The sequence below is a fragment of the Pseudarthrobacter sp. NamE5 genome (assembly GCF_005796225.1).
In the GTDB taxonomy this organism is placed as follows: domain Bacteria; phylum Actinomycetota; class Actinomycetes; order Actinomycetales; family Micrococcaceae; genus Arthrobacter.
In genome coordinates this window covers 1-15,622 of record NZ_VAHO01000016.1, presented here as the reverse complement: position 1 = coordinate 15,622, position 15,622 = coordinate 1, and the positions used below count along the sequence as shown (strand labels likewise).

The 15,622-nt window shown below is 66.4% G+C and carries 14 protein-coding genes; 4 read left to right on the top strand and 10 right to left on the bottom strand.

The window, feature by feature from the left end; all coding sequences use genetic code 11:
* Positions 1-141: 141 nt before the first annotated feature.
* The 4 genes from FDW84_RS16260 to FDW84_RS16245 are packed head-to-tail and all read left to right on the top strand — an operon-like array spanning position 142 to position 4,419.
* Positions 142-801 carry a GntR family transcriptional regulator gene (locus FDW84_RS16260; RefSeq protein WP_138610550.1) on the top strand — a complete coding sequence of 220 codons (660 nt, stop codon included), beginning with the start codon at positions 142-144 and terminating at the stop codon, positions 799-801.
* Positions 794-2,314: an MmgE/PrpD family protein gene (locus FDW84_RS16255; protein ID WP_138610549.1), complete on the top strand. Its 1,521-nt coding sequence runs from the start codon at positions 794-796 to the stop codon at positions 2,312-2,314. Before FDW84_RS16260 ends, FDW84_RS16255 begins: the two co-directional genes overlap by 8 nt.
* On the top strand, positions 2,314-3,219 hold the full coding sequence (gene prpB / locus FDW84_RS16250) for a methylisocitrate lyase (protein WP_138610548.1): 906 nt from the start codon (positions 2,314-2,316) through the stop codon (positions 3,217-3,219). The genes FDW84_RS16255 and prpB overlap by 1 nt, the downstream gene beginning before the upstream one ends.
* 60 nt (positions 3,220-3,279) lie before the next feature.
* On the top strand, positions 3,280-4,419 hold the full coding sequence (locus tag FDW84_RS16245; protein WP_138610547.1) for a bifunctional 2-methylcitrate synthase/citrate synthase: 1,140 nt from the start codon (positions 3,280-3,282) through the stop codon (positions 4,417-4,419).
* 73 nt (positions 4,420-4,492) lie between these two features.
* Here the strand turns inward: FDW84_RS16245 and FDW84_RS16240 are convergent, their stop codons facing one another.
* The 10 genes from FDW84_RS16240 to FDW84_RS16195 form a co-directional block, all read right to left on the bottom strand.
* Positions 4,493-4,975 (bottom strand): 8-oxo-dGTP diphosphatase, encoded by a 483-nt coding sequence (locus FDW84_RS16240; RefSeq protein ID WP_138610546.1) that lies wholly within the window; start codon positions 4,973-4,975, stop codon positions 4,493-4,495.
* 2 nt (positions 4,976-4,977) lie between these two features.
* Complete coding sequence (gene xerD, locus FDW84_RS16235) at positions 4,978-6,000, bottom strand: site-specific tyrosine recombinase XerD (RefSeq protein WP_171046814.1); 1,023 nt, start codon at positions 5,998-6,000, stop codon at positions 4,978-4,980.
* Complete coding sequence (locus tag FDW84_RS16230) at positions 6,000-6,659, bottom strand: NUDIX domain-containing protein (protein WP_138610545.1); 660 nt, start codon at positions 6,657-6,659, stop codon at positions 6,000-6,002. The genes xerD and FDW84_RS16230 overlap by 1 nt, the downstream gene beginning before the upstream one ends.
* 29 nt (positions 6,660-6,688) lie before the next feature.
* A complete protein-coding gene (locus FDW84_RS16225) occupies positions 6,689-8,449 on the bottom strand; it encodes a CTP synthase (RefSeq protein ID WP_138610544.1) in 1,761 nt (586 codons plus the stop codon).
* 112 nt (positions 8,450-8,561) lie between these two features.
* Complete coding sequence (gene recN / locus FDW84_RS16220) at positions 8,562-10,301, bottom strand: DNA repair protein RecN (RefSeq protein ID WP_138610543.1); 1,740 nt, start codon at positions 10,299-10,301, stop codon at positions 8,562-8,564.
* Between the two features lie 4 nt (positions 10,302-10,305).
* A complete protein-coding gene (locus FDW84_RS16215) occupies positions 10,306-11,331 on the bottom strand; it encodes an NAD kinase (protein WP_138610542.1) in 1,026 nt (341 codons plus the stop codon).
* Between the two features lie 13 nt (positions 11,332-11,344).
* A complete protein-coding gene (locus tag FDW84_RS16210) occupies positions 11,345-12,160 on the bottom strand; it encodes a TlyA family RNA methyltransferase (protein ID WP_138610541.1) in 816 nt (271 codons plus the stop codon).
* Positions 12,160-12,426 (bottom strand): hypothetical protein, encoded by a 267-nt coding sequence (locus tag FDW84_RS16205; RefSeq protein WP_138610540.1) that lies wholly within the window; start codon positions 12,424-12,426, stop codon positions 12,160-12,162. Before FDW84_RS16205 ends, FDW84_RS16210 begins: the two co-directional genes overlap by 1 nt.
* A gap of 9 nt (positions 12,427-12,435) precedes the next feature.
* The gene (locus FDW84_RS16200) at positions 12,436-13,425 is read right to left on the bottom strand and encodes an HAD-IIA family hydrolase (RefSeq protein ID WP_138610539.1); all 990 of its coding nucleotides are present in this window, start codon (positions 13,423-13,425) and stop codon (positions 12,436-12,438) included.
* 3 nt (positions 13,426-13,428) lie between these two features.
* Entirely contained in the window at positions 13,429-15,369 is a 1,941-nt protein-coding gene (locus FDW84_RS16195) for a tetratricopeptide repeat protein (RefSeq protein ID WP_138610538.1), read from the bottom strand.
* Positions 15,370-15,622: the final 253 nt, after the last annotated feature.

Genomic DNA, 15,622 nt, shown 5'->3' with positions numbered 1-15,622 from the left:
ATGCCGCAATGCTCGCCCGCACCCTGGCTGGAACAAGAGTTTTGTATACAAAAGTTGGAGGAGGCGGCACGTTTCTTCCACATGCTGGCCAATTCGGAGCTCAATGTATACAGTGGGAGCATTCATCCAGAGGAGGTAACGATGCGCGCCAGCGACAGGGCCTACGCCGCTTTGCGCGACGACATCACGGAGTGGCGCCTCCTGCCGGGCACTGTGCTGGGGGAAGTGGAGCAGTCCCAACGCCTTGGCGTCTCACGCACTCCGCTGCGGGAGGCGCTGGGCCGGCTGACGGCAGAAGGACTGACGACGACGGCGGGCGGCCGCGGCGTCGTCGTCACTGCTGTGTCACTTGAGGACATCGACGAACTCTTTGAACTTCGCGAAACCCTGGAGCGCAGGGCCGCAGCCCTGGCCGCGGAACGGGGCGATTCCGCCGTCTTCCTCCAGCTCCAAAAGGAGCTCCTCGAGGCGCCCGCCCTCATTGACGGCACGGACACCGGGCGGCATGCCTACTACGAGCTCGCGGGTCGCCTCGACGCAGCCATCGATGCCGCAGCATCCAACTCCTACCTCGCCCAGGCCATCCGCGGCCTGCGCGTGCACCTCGTCCGCGTGCGCAGGCTCGCTGCCGACGACGCCCGGCGCCTCACTGCCGCCGCGGCCGAGCATGCCGCCATCGCGGAAGCCATCGCCGGTCGCAACCCCCGGCTGGCTGAAGCGGCCACCACCCTGCACCTGCACCGCAGCCTCTCCCACGTCAAGAACACCCACACGCCCCACGACAAGGAGCACCATGGTTAAGGAACACCACGTCCGCGTTTACAAGAGCGAGGAAAGCCTGCCCCGCGAGGAGCAGCTCGCGTACAAGATCGCCAAGGTGGCCACTGATCCGGTCGCAGTCAGCCCGGAGGTCACAGAGATGGTGATCAACCGGGTGATCGACAACGCCTCGGTGGCCATCGCCTCCCTGAACCGCAGCCCCATAGTCTCTGCCCGGGCCCAGGCCCTTGCGCACGGCCCCAGCACCGGCGGCCAGGGCGCCAGGGTCTTTGGCATCGGCGAGCGCGTCTCGCCCGAATGGGCGGCATGGGCGAACGGGGTTGCGGTGCGGGAACTGGACTACCACGACACCTTCCTGGCCGCCGATTACTCCCACCCCGGCGACAACATCCCGCCGATCCTTGCCGTCGCCCAGCACGTTGGTGCAAACGGTGCCGACCTGGTGCGGGGCATCGCCACCGGATACGAGATCCAGGTGAACCTGGTGAAGGCGATCTGCCTGCACAAGCACAAGATCGACCATGTAGCGCACCTTGGCCCCTCGGCAGCCGCCGGCATCGGCACCCTGCTGGGGCTCGACGTCGAGACCATCTTTCAGTCCGTGGGCCAGGCGCTGCACACCACCACCGCGACCCGGCAGTCGCGCAAGGGTGAGATCTCAACCTGGAAAGCGCACGCGCCCGCGTTCGCAGGCAAGATGGCGGTGGAGGCCGCGGACCGCTCGATGCGCGGGCAGACCTCCCCCGTGCCGATCTATGAGGGCGAGGACGGGGTGATCGCCTGGCTGCTGGACGGCCCGGACGCGTCCTACCTGGTACCGCTGCCGGAGGCCGGGGAAGCGAAGCGCGCCATCCTGGACACCTACACCAAGGAGCATTCCGCTGAGTACCAGGCGCAGGCGTGGATCGACCTCGCCCGGAAACTGAACCGGGAGCACCCCGAAGCCACCGATCCCGCCAACGTGAAGTCCGTCCTGATCAGGACCAGCCACCATACGCACTACGTCATCGGCTCCGGCGCCAATGACCCGCAGAAGTACGATCCCACGGCAAGCCGGGAAACCCTGGACCACTCCATCCCGTACATCTTCACCGTTGCGCTGCAGGACGGGTCCTGGCACCACGTGGATTCCTACTCCCCCGAACGCGCCGGCAGGCCGGACACAGTGGACCTGTGGCAGAAGGTGTCCACCGAGGAAGACCCCGAGTGGACACGGCGCTACCACTCCCTGGACATCTCGGAGAAGGCCTTCGGCGGGTCAGTGGAAATCACCCTCGCGGACGGCACGGTCATCAGGGACGAAATCGCCGTGGCGGACGCCCATCCGCTGGGTGCCCGGCCCTTCGGACGGGCACAGTACATCAACAAGTTCCACACCCTGGCCGCCGGCCTCGTGGAGGAAGCCGAAATCGGAAGGTTCCTCGCCGCCGTCGAACGCCTCCCGGAACTCGCAGCAGGGGAACTTGACCAGCTGAACATCACCGCCGCCCCCGGCGTGATCGACCTTGGCGCTGCCCCCAAAGGACTGTTCTGATGCTGTACTCCAAGGTCACGCCCGAACAGAAGCGCATCCGGTTCCGGGAACTCCTGGCCTCCGGCAGCATCCAGCAGTTCCCCGGCGCGTTCAACCCGCTTTCGGCCCGGCTCATCGAGGAAAAGGGGTTTGGCGGCGTCTATATCTCCGGCGCGGTGCTGGCCAATGACCTTGGCCTGCCGGACATCGGGTTGACCACCCTCACCGAGGTGGCCACCCGAGCCGCGCAGATTGCCCGCATGACCGACCTGCCGGCCATCGTGGATGCGGACACCGGCTTCGGCGAGCCGATGAATGTTGCCCGCACTGTCCAGGAGATCGAGAACGCGGGCCTGGCCGGGCTGCACATCGAAGACCAGTTCAACCCCAAGCGCTGCGGCCACCTGGACGGCAAGAACGTGGTGGACCTGGAGACCGCCACCAAGCGGATCAGGGCTGCTGCGGACGCGCGCCGGGACCCCAACTTCCTGATCATGGCGCGGACGGACATCCGCGCGACGGATGGCCTGGCTGCAGCCCAGGACCGGGCGAAGGCACTGGTGGAGGCCGGAGCGGACGCGGTTTTCCCGGAGGCGATGGCCTCGCTGGAAGAGTTCCAGGCCATCCGGGACGCCGTGGACGTCCCCATCCTGGCGAACATGACGGAGTTCGGAAAGAGCGCCCTCTTCACGGTTGAGCAGCTGGCGGCGGTGGGCGTGAACATGGTGATCTATCCGGTCACACTGCTCCGTAGTGCCATGGGCGCTGCTGAGCGTACGCTGGACTCGATCAAGGCTGAGGGAACGCAGGAGGCACAGGTGGGCAGCATGCTGACCCGTGCGCGGCTGTATGAGCTCGTTGACTACGAGGCCTACAACCGCTTCGACACCGGGGTATTCAACTTCCAGGTCCCCGGGAAGCACTAGAAGGACCACCGCCGGCTCCGGCCGGTATCCGAAAGGCGACAGGAACAAGGGAGTTTCAGCATGGCTGAACAGGACATCAAAAAAGGTCTCGCCGGCGTCGTAGTGGATTACACGTCCGTCTCGAAAGTTAACCCGGACACCAACTCGCTGCTGTACCGCGGCTATCCTGTCCAGGAGCTCGCCGCGCGGTGCAGCTTCGAGGAAGTGGCCTACCTGCTCTGGAACGGCGAACTGCCCACCGCAGAACAGCTGGCGGAATTCACCGCACGGGAACGGGCCGGGCGGGCGCTGGACCCGGTGGTCAAGCAGGTTATCGATGCCCTGCCCGCCAGCTCGCACCCGATGGACGTGTGCCGGACAGCGGCCTCGGTGATGGGAGCCCGGCACCCGCTGACCGGCGACTCCTCACGCGAAGCCAACATGAAAAAGGCAGTCGACCTGTTCGCAGCGATGCCGGCAGTGGTGGCCTACGACCAGCGCCGCCGGCACGGGCAAACCGCTGTGGAGCCCCGTGGGGACCTGGGCTACTCGGCCAACTTCCTGTGGATGGCCTTTGGCGAGGAACAGGTGCCGGAAGTAGTGGAGGCCTTCAACGTCTCCATGATCCTTTACGCCGAGCACAGCTTTAACGCCTCCACCTTCACCGCACGGGTTATCACGTCGACGCTCTCGGACCTGCACTCGGCGGTCACCGGGGCCATCGGGGCGCTGAAGGGCCCGCTGCATGGCGGAGCCAACGAGGCCGTCATGCATACCTTTGACGAGATTGGGATCCGGCCGGAGGAGTCGCTGGAGGAAGCAGCCGCCCGGGCGAAAACCTGGATGGAGAATGCCCTTGCCCAGAAGAAGAAGGTCATGGGCTTCGGCCACCGCGTCTACAAGCACGGCGACTCGCGGGTGCCCACCATGAAGGCGGCCCTGGACAAGATGATTGCGCACTACGGCCGGCCGGAACTCCTGGGCCTGTACCAGGGCCTCGAGGCCGCCATGGATGAGGCCAAGGCCATCAAGCCCAACCTCGACTATCCCGCCGGGCCCACCTACCACCTGATGGGGTTCGACACCGAGACGTTCACGCCCCTGTTCGTGGCCAGCCGCATCACGGGCTGGACGGCGCACATCATGGAGCAGCTGGACTCGAACTCACTGATCCGGCCGCTGAGTGAATACGTGGGCCCGGAAGAGCGCCATCTCCCCTAGGTGCCGCTAACCAAGGAAGTACGACGGCGCCCTGACCACCCCGGTGGGCCCGGCCGCCGTCGCTTTTCGCGTGTTAGGAGAGGAGGCTTTCGGAGGAGGCAACCGCTTCGTTGTCGTCATCCATGGTGACTACGATGTTCACCCTGCCGCCTTCCAGGATCACCGGCAGCCAGTGGTCGGCGTCCTGCCACATCCGGTCCACGGGCAAGGTTGCGGTGTCGAACCAGGCGGGAGCGATCTCGGCGCTTTCGATGGGTTCGCCCTCCCACTTCACGGTGGTGAACAGCCGGGTGTCCATGTTCCACTCCGGCCTGGCAGGAAAGACAAAGCGCACCACGCCTGCGTCCCTGAGGTCCTCGTGCCGGATACCGACACCGGCTTCCTCCCGCACCTCGCGGACGGCGGCTTCCGCATCGCTTTCCCCCGGTTCCACGTGGCCGCCGATGCCCACGATCTTGCCGCGCCCGAAGCCGGTTTTCTTTAGCCCGAGCAGGACCTGGGAGACCCCGTCCACCTCGCGGAGCAGGAAGCACAGCGCCACTGCAGCGGCAGCCATGCTCAGCCCAGCGCCCGGGGATGGGCCGCCGCGTAGATCTCACGGAGCGTGTCGGCCGTGACCAGCGTGTAGACCTGGGTGGTGGTCACCGAGGCATGCCCCAGCAGTTCCTGGACCACCCTTACATCGGCTCCGCCTTCGAGCAGGTGCGTGGCGAACGAATGCCTTAGGGTGTGCGGGGACACGTCCTTGGTGATGTTTGCCTTGTCTGCCGCTGCCTTCAGGATGGTCCAGGCACTCTGGCGGCTGATCCGGCCGCCGCGGGCGTTGAGGAACAACGCGGGGGTGCCTTTTCCCTTGGCGGCCAGCAGCGGCCGCCCCCGCACCAGGTAGGCGTCAAGGGCCCTGGCACCATAGGAGCCCAAAGGTACCAGCCGTTCCTTGGACCCCTTGCCGAAGAGACGCACGATGGCGGGTCCGGACTCGGCGGCGTCGAGGGAAATGTCATCCACGTCCAGGCCGACGGCCTCGCTGATCCGGGCTCCCGTGGAGTACAGGAATTCCAGCAGGGCCCGGTCCCGCAAACCCGTGGCCGTGTCCGTTCCGGCTGCTTCAAGGATGCTGGTCACTTCATCCACGCTGATGGCCTTGGGCAGGCGCTTGCCCGGCATGGGCGGATGGACCTCGCTTGCGGGATCGGCAGGTGTGTATCCTTCCAGCGCCCAGAACTTGTGGAGTCCGCGCACCGCGACCACCGTCCTGGCCGCGGACCTGACGCCCAGGGCCGAGCCGCCGTCGGACCCGTCCGAAAGCGCCCGGACGTAACCCGTGACGTGATGGCGTGTAATCTCCCCAGGACGCCTGCAGCCAGCCGCTGCAAGGTACCGGGAGTAGCGGGCAAGGTCCCGCCGGTAGGCGGCCAGGGTATTTGCTGCCAGGCCCCGCTCCACGCCCATGTGCTGGAGGTAGTCCGTGATGCCGCGGTCGATGGCAGACGGGGCCGCTGAAGGGGCGGCACCGGCGGCCCCGGCCTCAGGAAGTGCTTCAACCGGGGCTGCAGCTTCAGCGGACGGAGCCGGACCCATCAGCGCTGGCTGGGGTGCGCCGGCCAGGGTGCGTCCGCTGGGCGGAGCCCGGCGTACCCTGTGCTGCGCGCGGCAGCGGCGGCAAGGATTCCGACGACGGCAGACGGGTTATGGAGGCGGCCCGCCAGCACGGACTCCACGGCGTCATCCAGGCTGATCCAGTGGAACTCGATCTCGGCTTCCTCATCCGTCCGCTCGTGGCGTTCGTGGTGCGGTACTTCCACCAGGTCCCGGGCAAGGTAAATCCGGATGGCCTCGCTGGAGGACCCCGGCGAATTGAAGAAGTCGGCCAGGACGTTCCAGGTGCCGGCTGCCAGGTCCGCCTCTTCGGCGAGTTCACGCGCCGCGCCCACTACGAAGTCCTCGCCCTCGATGTCCAGCAGTCCGGCCGGGATTTCCCAAAGGTCCATGCCCACGGGGTGCCGGTACTGCCTGAGCAGGAGGATCTCGCCGTCGTTGTTCATGGGGAGGACCGCCACGGCACCGGGGTGCTCGATGTAATCCCTGGTGAGGGCTTCGCCTGTCTCCTGCAGTTGAAAGCTGTCGCTGACCACATCCCAGATCCGGCCTTCGTACACCTTCTCGGTAGACAAAAGACGGCGTGGGCTCGGTGCATCCGAAACCTGGACTACATGGGTGGCTTCGTGGGTACCGGGCATCGCGCCGTCCTTTTTCTGTTGTGCAGGAACTACTTAGCCGCTACCGTACCCGACTCCTCCGCCTGCGCAGCAGCGGGGGCAGCCGTGTCGGAGCCCGTCTGGTGGTTGAGGGCTGCCTTGACCAGGCCGGAAAACAGCGGGTGCGGACGGGTGGGCCGCGAGCTCAGTTCGGGGTGTGCCTGGGTGGCCACGTAGTACGGGTGGACGTCGGCAGGCAGCTCGACGAACTCCACGAGCTTGCCGTCCGGGGACGTACCGGAGAAGACGAGGCCTTCGGCGGCAATCTGCTCGCGGTACTTGTTGTTGACCTCGTAGCGGTGGCGGTGCCGTTCGCTCACGGTGGTCTTGCCGTAGGTTCCAGCGATGACGGAACCGGCGTCAAGCTTGGCTTCGTAGAGGCCCAGGCGCATGGTGCCGCCCAGGTCGCCGCGGCCCTCGACGAATTCCAACTGCTCTTCCATGGTGGCAATGACCGGGTACTTGGAATCGGGCTCGAACTCGCTGGAGGAGGCGCCTTCCAGGCCCACCACGTTGCGTGCATACTCGATGACCATGCACTGCAGGCCAAGGCACAGGCCCAGGACGGGCAGCTTGGTCTCGCGGGCGAATTTCAGCGCGCCCAGCTTGCCCTCAAGCCCGCGAATGCCAAAGCCCCCCGGCACGCAGATCGCATTGACGCCGTCGAGCGCCTGGACGGCACCGTCGCGGGTTTCGCATTCGTCCGACGGGACCCAGCGGATCTTGACCTTGGTGTCGTTGGCGAAGCCGCCGGCGCGCAGGGCCTCGGTCACGGACAGGTAGGCGTCCGGCAGGTCGATGTACTTGCCCACCAAAGCGATTTCCACATGGTGCTTGGGGTTGTGGACTGCCTCGAGCAACCTGTCCCAGCTGGTCCAGTCCACATCCTTGAAGGGAAGGTCCAGTGCGCGCACGATGTAGGAGTCCAGGCCCTGGGTGTGGAGGGTCTTGGGAATGTCATAGATGCTGGGAGCGTCAGCGGCGTTGACCACGGCGTCGATGTCGACGTCGCACATGCGCCCGATCTTCTCCCGCATGGCGTCAGGCACCTCACGGTCGGAGCGGATCACGATCGCCTCGGGCTGGATACCAATGGAGCGCAGCGCAGCGACGGAATGCTGGGTGGGCTTGGTCTTCAGCTCCTGGGACGGTCCGATGTACGGGACCAGCGAAACGTGGAGGAAGAAGACGTTGGTCCGGCCGATGTCCTGGCGGACCTGGCGGGCCGACTCCAGGAACGGCTGGGACTCGATGTCACCCACGGTGCCGCCGATTTCCGTGATGATGACGTCCGGGGCGTTCTTGCCTTCGGCGGGCAGGCGCATGCGGCGCTTGATCTCATCCGTAATGTGCGGGATCACCTGGACGGTGTCGCCAAGGTATTCGCCGCGGCGTTCCTTGGCGATGACGGTGGAGTACACCTGACCCGTGGTCACGTTGGCCGAGCCTTCGAGGTTCTCGTCGAGGAAGCGCTCGTAGTGCCCGATGTCCAGGTCCGTTTCGGCGCCGTCGTCGGTGACGAAGACCTCACCGTGCTGGAAGGGGTTCATGGTGCCCGGATCCACGTTCAGGTAGGGATCGAGCTTCTGCATAGTTACAGACAGGCCACGCGCACGCAGCAGATGACCGAGGCTTGATGCCGTCAGTCCCTTACCGAGCGAGGACGCCACACCACCGGTCACGAAGATGTGTTTGGTCGTCTTGGATGAACCCGGGAACCGGGAATTTACACGGGAATTTGATCGCTGCACCACGGAATTCGAGCTTATCATCAAATGGACCTTTCACGGATCGGGAACTTCTCCCCCAAACGTTCCAGTGTGCAGCTAGGCCGGCCCGCCGGGCAAGCGGTCTCCCCCGCCCGGACCCGTGGCAGCCGGTCCCTCAGGCGCCCTGCGGCAGGAGTTTAGCGTCGTCCAACAGTTCCCGGGCGTGGGCCTGCGCGGACTCCGAGTCCTCCTGGCCGGCCAGCATGCGGGCCAGTTCGCGGACCCGTTCCGGCCCGTCCAGGAGGCGCACATCACTGGAAGTGAACCCGGTGGCGGTGCCGCCGTCGGCCCCCCGGACCGATGTCTTGGTGACAGTGATGTGCTGGTCTGCAAAGGCCGCCACCTGCGGCAGGTGCGTGACCACCAGCACCTGGACGTGGCGTGCCAGCATGGCGAGCCGGCGGCCGATTTCGACGGCGGCGCGGCCGCCCACTCCGGCGTCCACCTCATCGAAAACAAATGTGGGGACGGGGTCCACTGCAGCAAGCACCACTTCGATGGCCAGCATGACGCGGGAAAGTTCGCCACCGGACGCGCCCTTGCCGAGCGGCCGGGCGGGCGCTCCGGAGTGCGGTTGGAGCAGGAAGCTGATGTCATCGGCGCCGTGGGGTGCCAGTTGGCCGGCGGAGTCGATGTTGATCACGAGGGTGGCGTCCGCCATGGCCAGCGCCTTGAGTTCGGCGCTGACCCTTGCCGAGAGGTCCTTCGCGGCTTTGGCCCGGATTTTGCTGATGGCCGCGGCCTGCTTCTGCAGCTCGACCTCTGCCTTGACTACCTCGGCGTCCAGTGTTTCGATCCGGGTTGAGTCGTCCTGCAGCTCGTCGAAGCGCACACGGGCGTTTTCCGCCCAGACCAGGACTTCGTCGATGGTCGGGGCGTACTTGCGGACCAGCTTGGCCAGGCTGGCCCGCCGGTCCTCAATTTCCGCAAGCCGCTCGGGGCCTTCGGAATCTAGTCCGGCCTGGTAGCTCGCCAGCTCGGTGGCGATGTCGTTCAGCAGGAAGCCAACCTCGGCCAGCCGGGCGGCAGCGGAACCGAGTTCGGCGTCGTGCTCTGCCACGTGTTCCAGCGTCCGCTTGGCGGCGTCCACCAGCGTGGTGGCGTCGCCCGCTTCCCCGAAGTCCTCGGCGATGAGGGCCTGGTGGGCAGCGCTGGCGGCAATCCGCAGCTCTTCGACGTTGGCAAGCTTTACAGCCTCGGCCTTGAGCAGCTCGTCCTCCCCCGGCTGTGGATCCACCTCATCGATCTCCGCCAGGGCCTGCTCCAGTGATTCCGCCTCCCGGAGCCGGTCCCGGGCGGCGCTGCGGAGGGTGTTGAGCTCGGCCTGGCTGGACTTCCAGTGGCTGTACAGGTCCTGGTAGGCCGCCAGCGGGTTAGCCAACGTTTCGCCGGCAAACTTGTCCAGGGCACCGCGCTGTGCGGCTGCCCCCTTGAGCCGGATCTGGTCCGACTGGCCGTGCACCACCACCAGCGTCTCGCCGATTTCGGCAAGGACACCCACGGGGGCGGCCCTGCCGCCCAGGAAAGCACGGCTGCGCCCGTCCGCGCCCAGGCGGCGGGCAAGAATCAGTTCCGCGCCGCCGTCGAACTCTTCCGCCTCGGCCCCTGCGTCCACTGCCCGCGCAACGGCGGGATGGCCGGCGTCGAGCTTGAGCACTGCCTCGGCTGTGGCGCTTTTTGCGCCGCTGCGAACAGCGCCCGCGTCCGAGCGGGCGCCCAGCAGGAGTCCGACGGCGGTCACCACCATGGTCTTGCCCGCGCCGGTCTCGCCGGTCACCACGCTCAGGCCCGGTCCCAGCGGCAGCGTTGCGTCGGTGATGACGCCCAGATCGCGGATTCTCAGTTCTTCAAGCATGACTTCACTTTGCGGTTGAGGGATCGGAATCTACATCGGGCAGGCCAGCGTGCGGCACCTGGAGCGGTGGCATGGGCCGCGGCGTCCTGACAACAGGGATCGGGCCGGTGTGCACGGACTCCGCCTTGGGAACCGGGCCCCGCCAGCCGTGGATGGGCAGCTCGAACTTCCGTACCAGCCGCGCGGAGAACGGGGTCTGATGGGTACGGGCGAGCCTTACCGGAGTAACGGATTTCGTCACTTCCACCCGGGCGCCGGGCGGCAGATCCACCGAACGCCTGCCGTCACACCACAGCACGCCCTGCGCGGCGGTCCGGCCCAGGACCTCGACAGCCAGCCGGGACCGCGGCGAAACCACCAAGGGTTTGGCGAAGAGGGCGTGGGCGCTGATGGGAACAATGACCAGTGCTTCCACCTCGGGCCAGACCACCGGACCGCCGGCGGAAAATCCATAGGCCGTGGACCCGGTGGGAGTGGCGAGCACAATGCCGTCGCAGCCAAAGGACGTGAGGGGACGTTCGTCCACTTCGGTGACCACCTCGAGCATGCGCTCGCGGTTGGCCTTCTCAATGGCGGCCTCGTTCAGCGCCCACGTGTGCCAGATCTTTTGGCCGCGCACCCACACCTGGACGTCGATGGTCATCCGCTCTTCCACCGTGTACTCGCGGCTGGCGATCCATTCAACGGTCTGCGCCAGGTCCGCCCGCTCGCTCTCGGCCAGGAAGCCCACGTGTCCCAGGTTGACACCCAGCAGCGGCACGTCCACTTCCCGTACCAGTTCAGCCGCGCGGAGAATGGTGCCGTCACCGCCAAGGACCATGACCAGTTCAACGTCGGGAAGCTGGACATGGTCGTGGAGGACCTCGACGGGCTGGGCCAGGTGGCCGAAAAACCGCTCCATGTCCCCGAGTTCCGATTCCTGCATCACGGGAACAATGCCCGAGGCATGCAGGAGGGCGCACGCCTCCCAGGCGGCCTTCAGTGAATCCTCACGGCCGGTATGCGCGAGGACCAGTACACGCCTGCTCATCAGGTTCCGCTCTCTAGTGGTTCGGCCAGATACGTCCGAGCAAGGCAGCGGCCGCTGCCTCCCGCTCTTCGATCTTAGGCAAGTCTTGGCTGATCCTGCGTTTTATCCACAGGAAGTATTCAACGTTTCCGTCCTGGCCCGGCAGCGGACTGACCGCCAATCCACACAGGTCCAGCCCGGCGTCGAGCGCTGCCTTGGCTACTTTCTCCACCGCCAGCCGGCGCTCCCGCTCCGACGTCACCACTCCGGTGCGACCCAGCCGGTCCTTGCCGATCTCGAACTGGGGCTTGACCATCAGTACCAGGTCCCCGCCGGGTTCGGTGCACTGTGCCAGCGGCTGGACCACCAGGGTGAGGGAGATGAAGGACAGGTCAGCCACAGTGAGGGCTGCGGCTCCTCCTATCTCTTCGGGAGCCATGTAGCGCACGTTAAGTCCTTCGTGGACCTCTACGCGCGGATCTTCCCGCAGCTTGGGCACCAGTTGGCCGTGCCCGACGTCGACCGCCACCACCTGCGCGGCACCGCGCCTCAGGAGGACGTCGGTGAAGCCGCCGGTGGAGGCGCCGGCGTCCAGGCACCTTTTCCCTTGGGCGGAGATCCCGGGGAATGCGTCCAGCGCTCCGGCCAGTTTGTGTCCCGCCCGGCTGACGTAGGTGTCCTGTTCGTCATGCCGGACGGCGAGATCCCTGTCCTCGTCCACCTGGAATGATGCCTTGGCCAGGACCTGCCCGGCGGATGTGACCTTTCCCTCCGCAATAAGGGCGGCTGCATGCGTGCGCGACCGGGCGAGGCCGCGCGCTACCAGGGCCTGGTCGAGGCGCACGGGCATCAGGCGCCGCCGTTCGCTGGGTTGCCGGCGGCCGCGTCGGTGTCCGTAGGATGGCTGTCTGCCGGATCGCTGTTGAGGGCTGCCAGCAGCTCGTCGTGAACGTCGTTATAGGCACTTTCGTGCTCCGCCACGGGGACCCGCGGCAGGGACCCAAGCCGGGCCAGTGCCTGTGCCACGACCGGGTCGCTGACATTTACATCGCCGGTGTCAGGCCATTCCGGGGAGGGCTGGGCTGCTGCATTGCCAGGTTCGGTCAGCTCAGTCATTCCACCAGTCTAGTGATCAAGCCAAACGAGTTTGGGAGCTTGGGACGCGGCGGCGCCGGGGGTGGCCGCCCACCACGCCGCACATGCTGCCCGCCAGGAGTTGAGGTTGTCCTGGCTGCCAATGATGCCCACTGCGCCGTTGGCTACGCGTGCCGTGGCGTCGCCGCACGTGTAGGTGCCGTCGTCGTAAGTGACCTTCGGGTATGCGGTGTGCAGCTCCGCCAGTGAACTGATGATGTAGTCCGGGCGCTCGGCGGCGCGGGCAGCCAGAATGGTCTGGCGGGTGTCGACGCCGGTCAGGACTGCCACTGTGGCGAAGCCTGCGTTGTTCCCGCCCAGGATGTCGGTGTCCAGCCGGTCTCCGACCACCAGCGGCCGCTCTGCGCCCAGGCGCTTGGCTGCGGAGTGGAAAAGCGGTGCTTCCGGTTTTCCTGCCACCCGCGGGGTCTGTCCTGTCGCAGCAGCGACGGCAGCCACCAGTGTGCCGTTTCCCGGGGCGATACCGCGTGCCTGCGGTATGGACATGTCGGTGTTAGTGGCAACCCAGAGAGCCCCTGCATTCAGCACGTACGTGGCTTCGGCCAGGTCCTTCCACCCAATCTCCGGGTTGAATCCCTGGACCACCGCTACCGGGTCCTCGCCTTGGCTGTAGACAGGCACCAGGCCCACGAGTTCGATCTCCGCGGCCAGTGCCGGACTGCCTGTGATGAGGACCCTGGAGCCCGGGGCCAATTCACCGGCAAGGAGCTCGGCGGCTGCCTGCGAGGAGCTGACCACCTGGTTGTTCTCGGCCGGCGCGCCGAGTTCCCTTAGATGGGCAGCCACCTGGGCCGGGGACCGGGACGCGTTGTTGGTCACGTAACCCAGCCCGATGCCAAGGCCTTCGAGCTGTTTCAGGGAGTCAACCGCACTGGGAATGGCGTGCGGCCCGGCGTAAACCACACCGTCCAGGTCCGCCAAGAGGGCATCGAACAGCGAAATCAGGGGAACGTCAGCCATGCGTCAGTCTTCCCGCCGGTCCTGCTGGTCTCCGTTGGCGTATTCCACACCCTCTTCCGGCTCCTGGCCGGTTCCGCCATCGTCGGTGCTGCTCGCGTCGGACTCCAGCTCATCCGGCTCCACCGAGTCTTCGTCCGACTCTGCGTCGTCGGAGACGAAGTAATCCCCCTCCTGGTCGTCAATGCTTGCGTCCTGGGCTTCCGCGGTCCCATCAGTTGCAGCTTTTTCGCCCGCGTTGGTGCCTGCGGCTGCAACCGGGGCGGCGTGCGGGGTTCCGGATGCCGTCGACGCCCTGTCAAGCAGGCGGCGGCGCTCGGCTTCCTCCCTGGCCTCTTCCTCTTCGTCCCAGCCGAGGTCGATGATGTCGGGCTCTTCGTCGACGCCCTGGCCCAGTGCGTTTTCGGCCACCACTGCCTGCTTCCGCCATTTCTCGGCTTCGGCTTCGCGGCCCACGGCCGCGAGGGCATCAGCGTAGGCACGGAAGAGGCGGGGGCTGTAGGAGAACGCCCGGTTGATGTCCAGCTGCGGGATTTCCAGTTCGGCTACAGCGGCATCCAGCTGCCCGAGGTCACTCCTGGCGCCTGCCGCGACGATGGCGAGCTCGGCCTTGCCGGGGGCGTCCAGGTCCTGGGCTTCCTCAGAGCGTGCAACGTCAAGAGCACGGTCTGGCCGGCCAAGTCCACGCTCGCAGTCAGCCATGACCGGAAGGTGGACGTTGGAACCGCTGATGCGGCGATAGGTCCGGAATTCGCGCAGTGCCTCGCCATAGTGGCCGGCCGCGTAGGCCGTGAGGCCTACAGCTTCGCGGACTGCGGCAAGCCTCCCGCCGCGCCGGCTCGCAGCCAGGGCATGCTGGAAGGCCAGCTCCGGTTCCTCATCGATCAGCCGGCCTGCCATAACCAGATGGCGGGCAACCCACTCTGCGCTCTTCGATTCGAGGGTCTTGATCTGGTGCTGCGTTGCGCGGTCCAGTTCCTTGCCCGTAACGTCCTCGTCGATCTCCGGCGACCGCTCCCGATCCGGGCGGTTCGCGCTTCGGAGGTCGCGTACATTCGGCACGCGGGCGGGACGGTCTTCCTGGCGGTCCCGCCCGAAAGTGCGGGGCCCTGAATCGCTGCGGGCTGCGTCACCGCGCCCCGGGCCACGGTCAAAACTCCGGGGTGCACGGTCCTGACGGTCACCGCGGCCGGCCCGTTCACTCCGCTCGCTCCGGTCACCAAAGGGCTTGCGGTTTTCGCCCCCGCCGAAGCCCCGGCGGTCACCCTCGCCGTCACGGCGCGGACGGTCACCGTAGGGCTTGTTTTCACGGTCACCGAACGGCTTACGGTCACGATCCCCGAGCGGCTTACGGTCACGATCCCCAAAGGACCGGCGCTCTCCCCCGCCGAATCCGCGCCGGTCACCCTCGCCGTCACGGCGCGGACGGTCACCGTAGGGCTTGTTTTCACGGTCACCAAACGGCTTACGGTCACGATCCCCGAACGGCTTACGGTCACGATCCCCAAAGGACCGGCGCTCTCCCCCGCCAAATCCGCGCCGGTCACCCTCGCCGTCACGGCGCGGACGATCACCGAACGCACGCCGGTCGCCCTCACCGTCACGGCGGGGACGGTCGCCGTAGGGCTTGTTTTCGCGGTCACCGAACGGCTTACGGTCGCGGTCACCAAAGGACCTGCGTTCTCCGCCGCCGAACCCGCGCCGGCCTCCCTCGCCGTCGCGGCGCGGACGATCACCAAAAGACCTGTTTTCCCGGTCACCATAGGGTTTGCGGTCACGGTCCCCGAAAGGTTTACGTTCCCCGCCTGCCGACGAACCCCTGGATGTGTCATTGTTGTCCCGGTTGCCGCGGGATCGGAATCCGCGGGGATCGCCGCCGGAGTTGTTGTTTCCGCGGTACGCGCCGCGTTCGTTGCCGCCCCGGTTGCCCCCGTTGTGCTCAGCCATGTGGATTCCTCCTGTTGTGAGCCGACCACTGGCGCAACTGCAGCCGCTCGTATCCGTGTTTCGTTTTCCTACGCAACCCGAAATCAAGCGCTTCGAAGTCCGTACATCTTCATCAATTCTAGTGGAGTCACCCCGACCAACAGGACGATGGATAGCCCGGACCACGGCATCGTGGTCATCTTCACACCCGACGCTCTCCCATGTCCTGCAGCCTCTCCCCGGACGCTCAATCAGTTGATGTGTGTTTTCCTGC

Coding starts and splice junctions, on each gene's coding strand:
- FDW84_RS16260 (WP_138610550.1), top strand. CDS start 142: ATGCGCGCCAGCGACAGGGCCTACGCCGCTTTGCGCGACGACATCACG.
- FDW84_RS16255 (WP_138610549.1), top strand. CDS start 794: ATGGTTAAGGAACACCACGTCCGCGTTTACAAGAGCGAGGAAAGCCTG.
- prpB (WP_138610548.1), top strand. CDS start 2,314: ATGCTGTACTCCAAGGTCACGCCCGAACAGAAGCGCATCCGGTTCCGG.
- FDW84_RS16245 (WP_138610547.1), top strand. CDS start 3,280: ATGGCTGAACAGGACATCAAAAAAGGTCTCGCCGGCGTCGTAGTGGAT.
- FDW84_RS16240 (WP_138610546.1), bottom strand. CDS start 4,975: ATGGCTGCCGCTGCAGTGGCGCTGTGCTTCCTGCTCCGCGAGGTGGAC.
- xerD (WP_171046814.1), bottom strand. CDS start 6,000: ATGGGTCCGGCTCCGTCCGCTGAAGCTGCAGCCCCGGTTGAAGCACTT.
- FDW84_RS16230 (WP_138610545.1), bottom strand. CDS start 6,659: ATGCCCGGTACCCACGAAGCCACCCATGTAGTCCAGGTTTCGGATGCA.
- FDW84_RS16225 (WP_138610544.1), bottom strand. CDS start 8,449: ATGATAAGCTCGAATTCCGTGGTGCAGCGATCAAATTCCCGTGTAAAT.
- recN (WP_138610543.1), bottom strand. CDS start 10,301: ATGCTTGAAGAACTGAGAATCCGCGATCTGGGCGTCATCACCGACGCA.
- FDW84_RS16215 (WP_138610542.1), bottom strand. CDS start 11,331: ATGAGCAGGCGTGTACTGGTCCTCGCGCATACCGGCCGTGAGGATTCA.
- FDW84_RS16210 (WP_138610541.1), bottom strand. CDS start 12,160: ATGCCCGTGCGCCTCGACCAGGCCCTGGTAGCGCGCGGCCTCGCCCGG.
- FDW84_RS16205 (WP_138610540.1), bottom strand. CDS start 12,426: ATGACTGAGCTGACCGAACCTGGCAATGCAGCAGCCCAGCCCTCCCCG.
- FDW84_RS16200 (WP_138610539.1), bottom strand. CDS start 13,425: ATGGCTGACGTTCCCCTGATTTCGCTGTTCGATGCCCTCTTGGCGGAC.
- FDW84_RS16195 (WP_138610538.1), bottom strand. CDS start 15,369: ATGGCTGAGCACAACGGGGGCAACCGGGGCGGCAACGAACGCGGCGCG.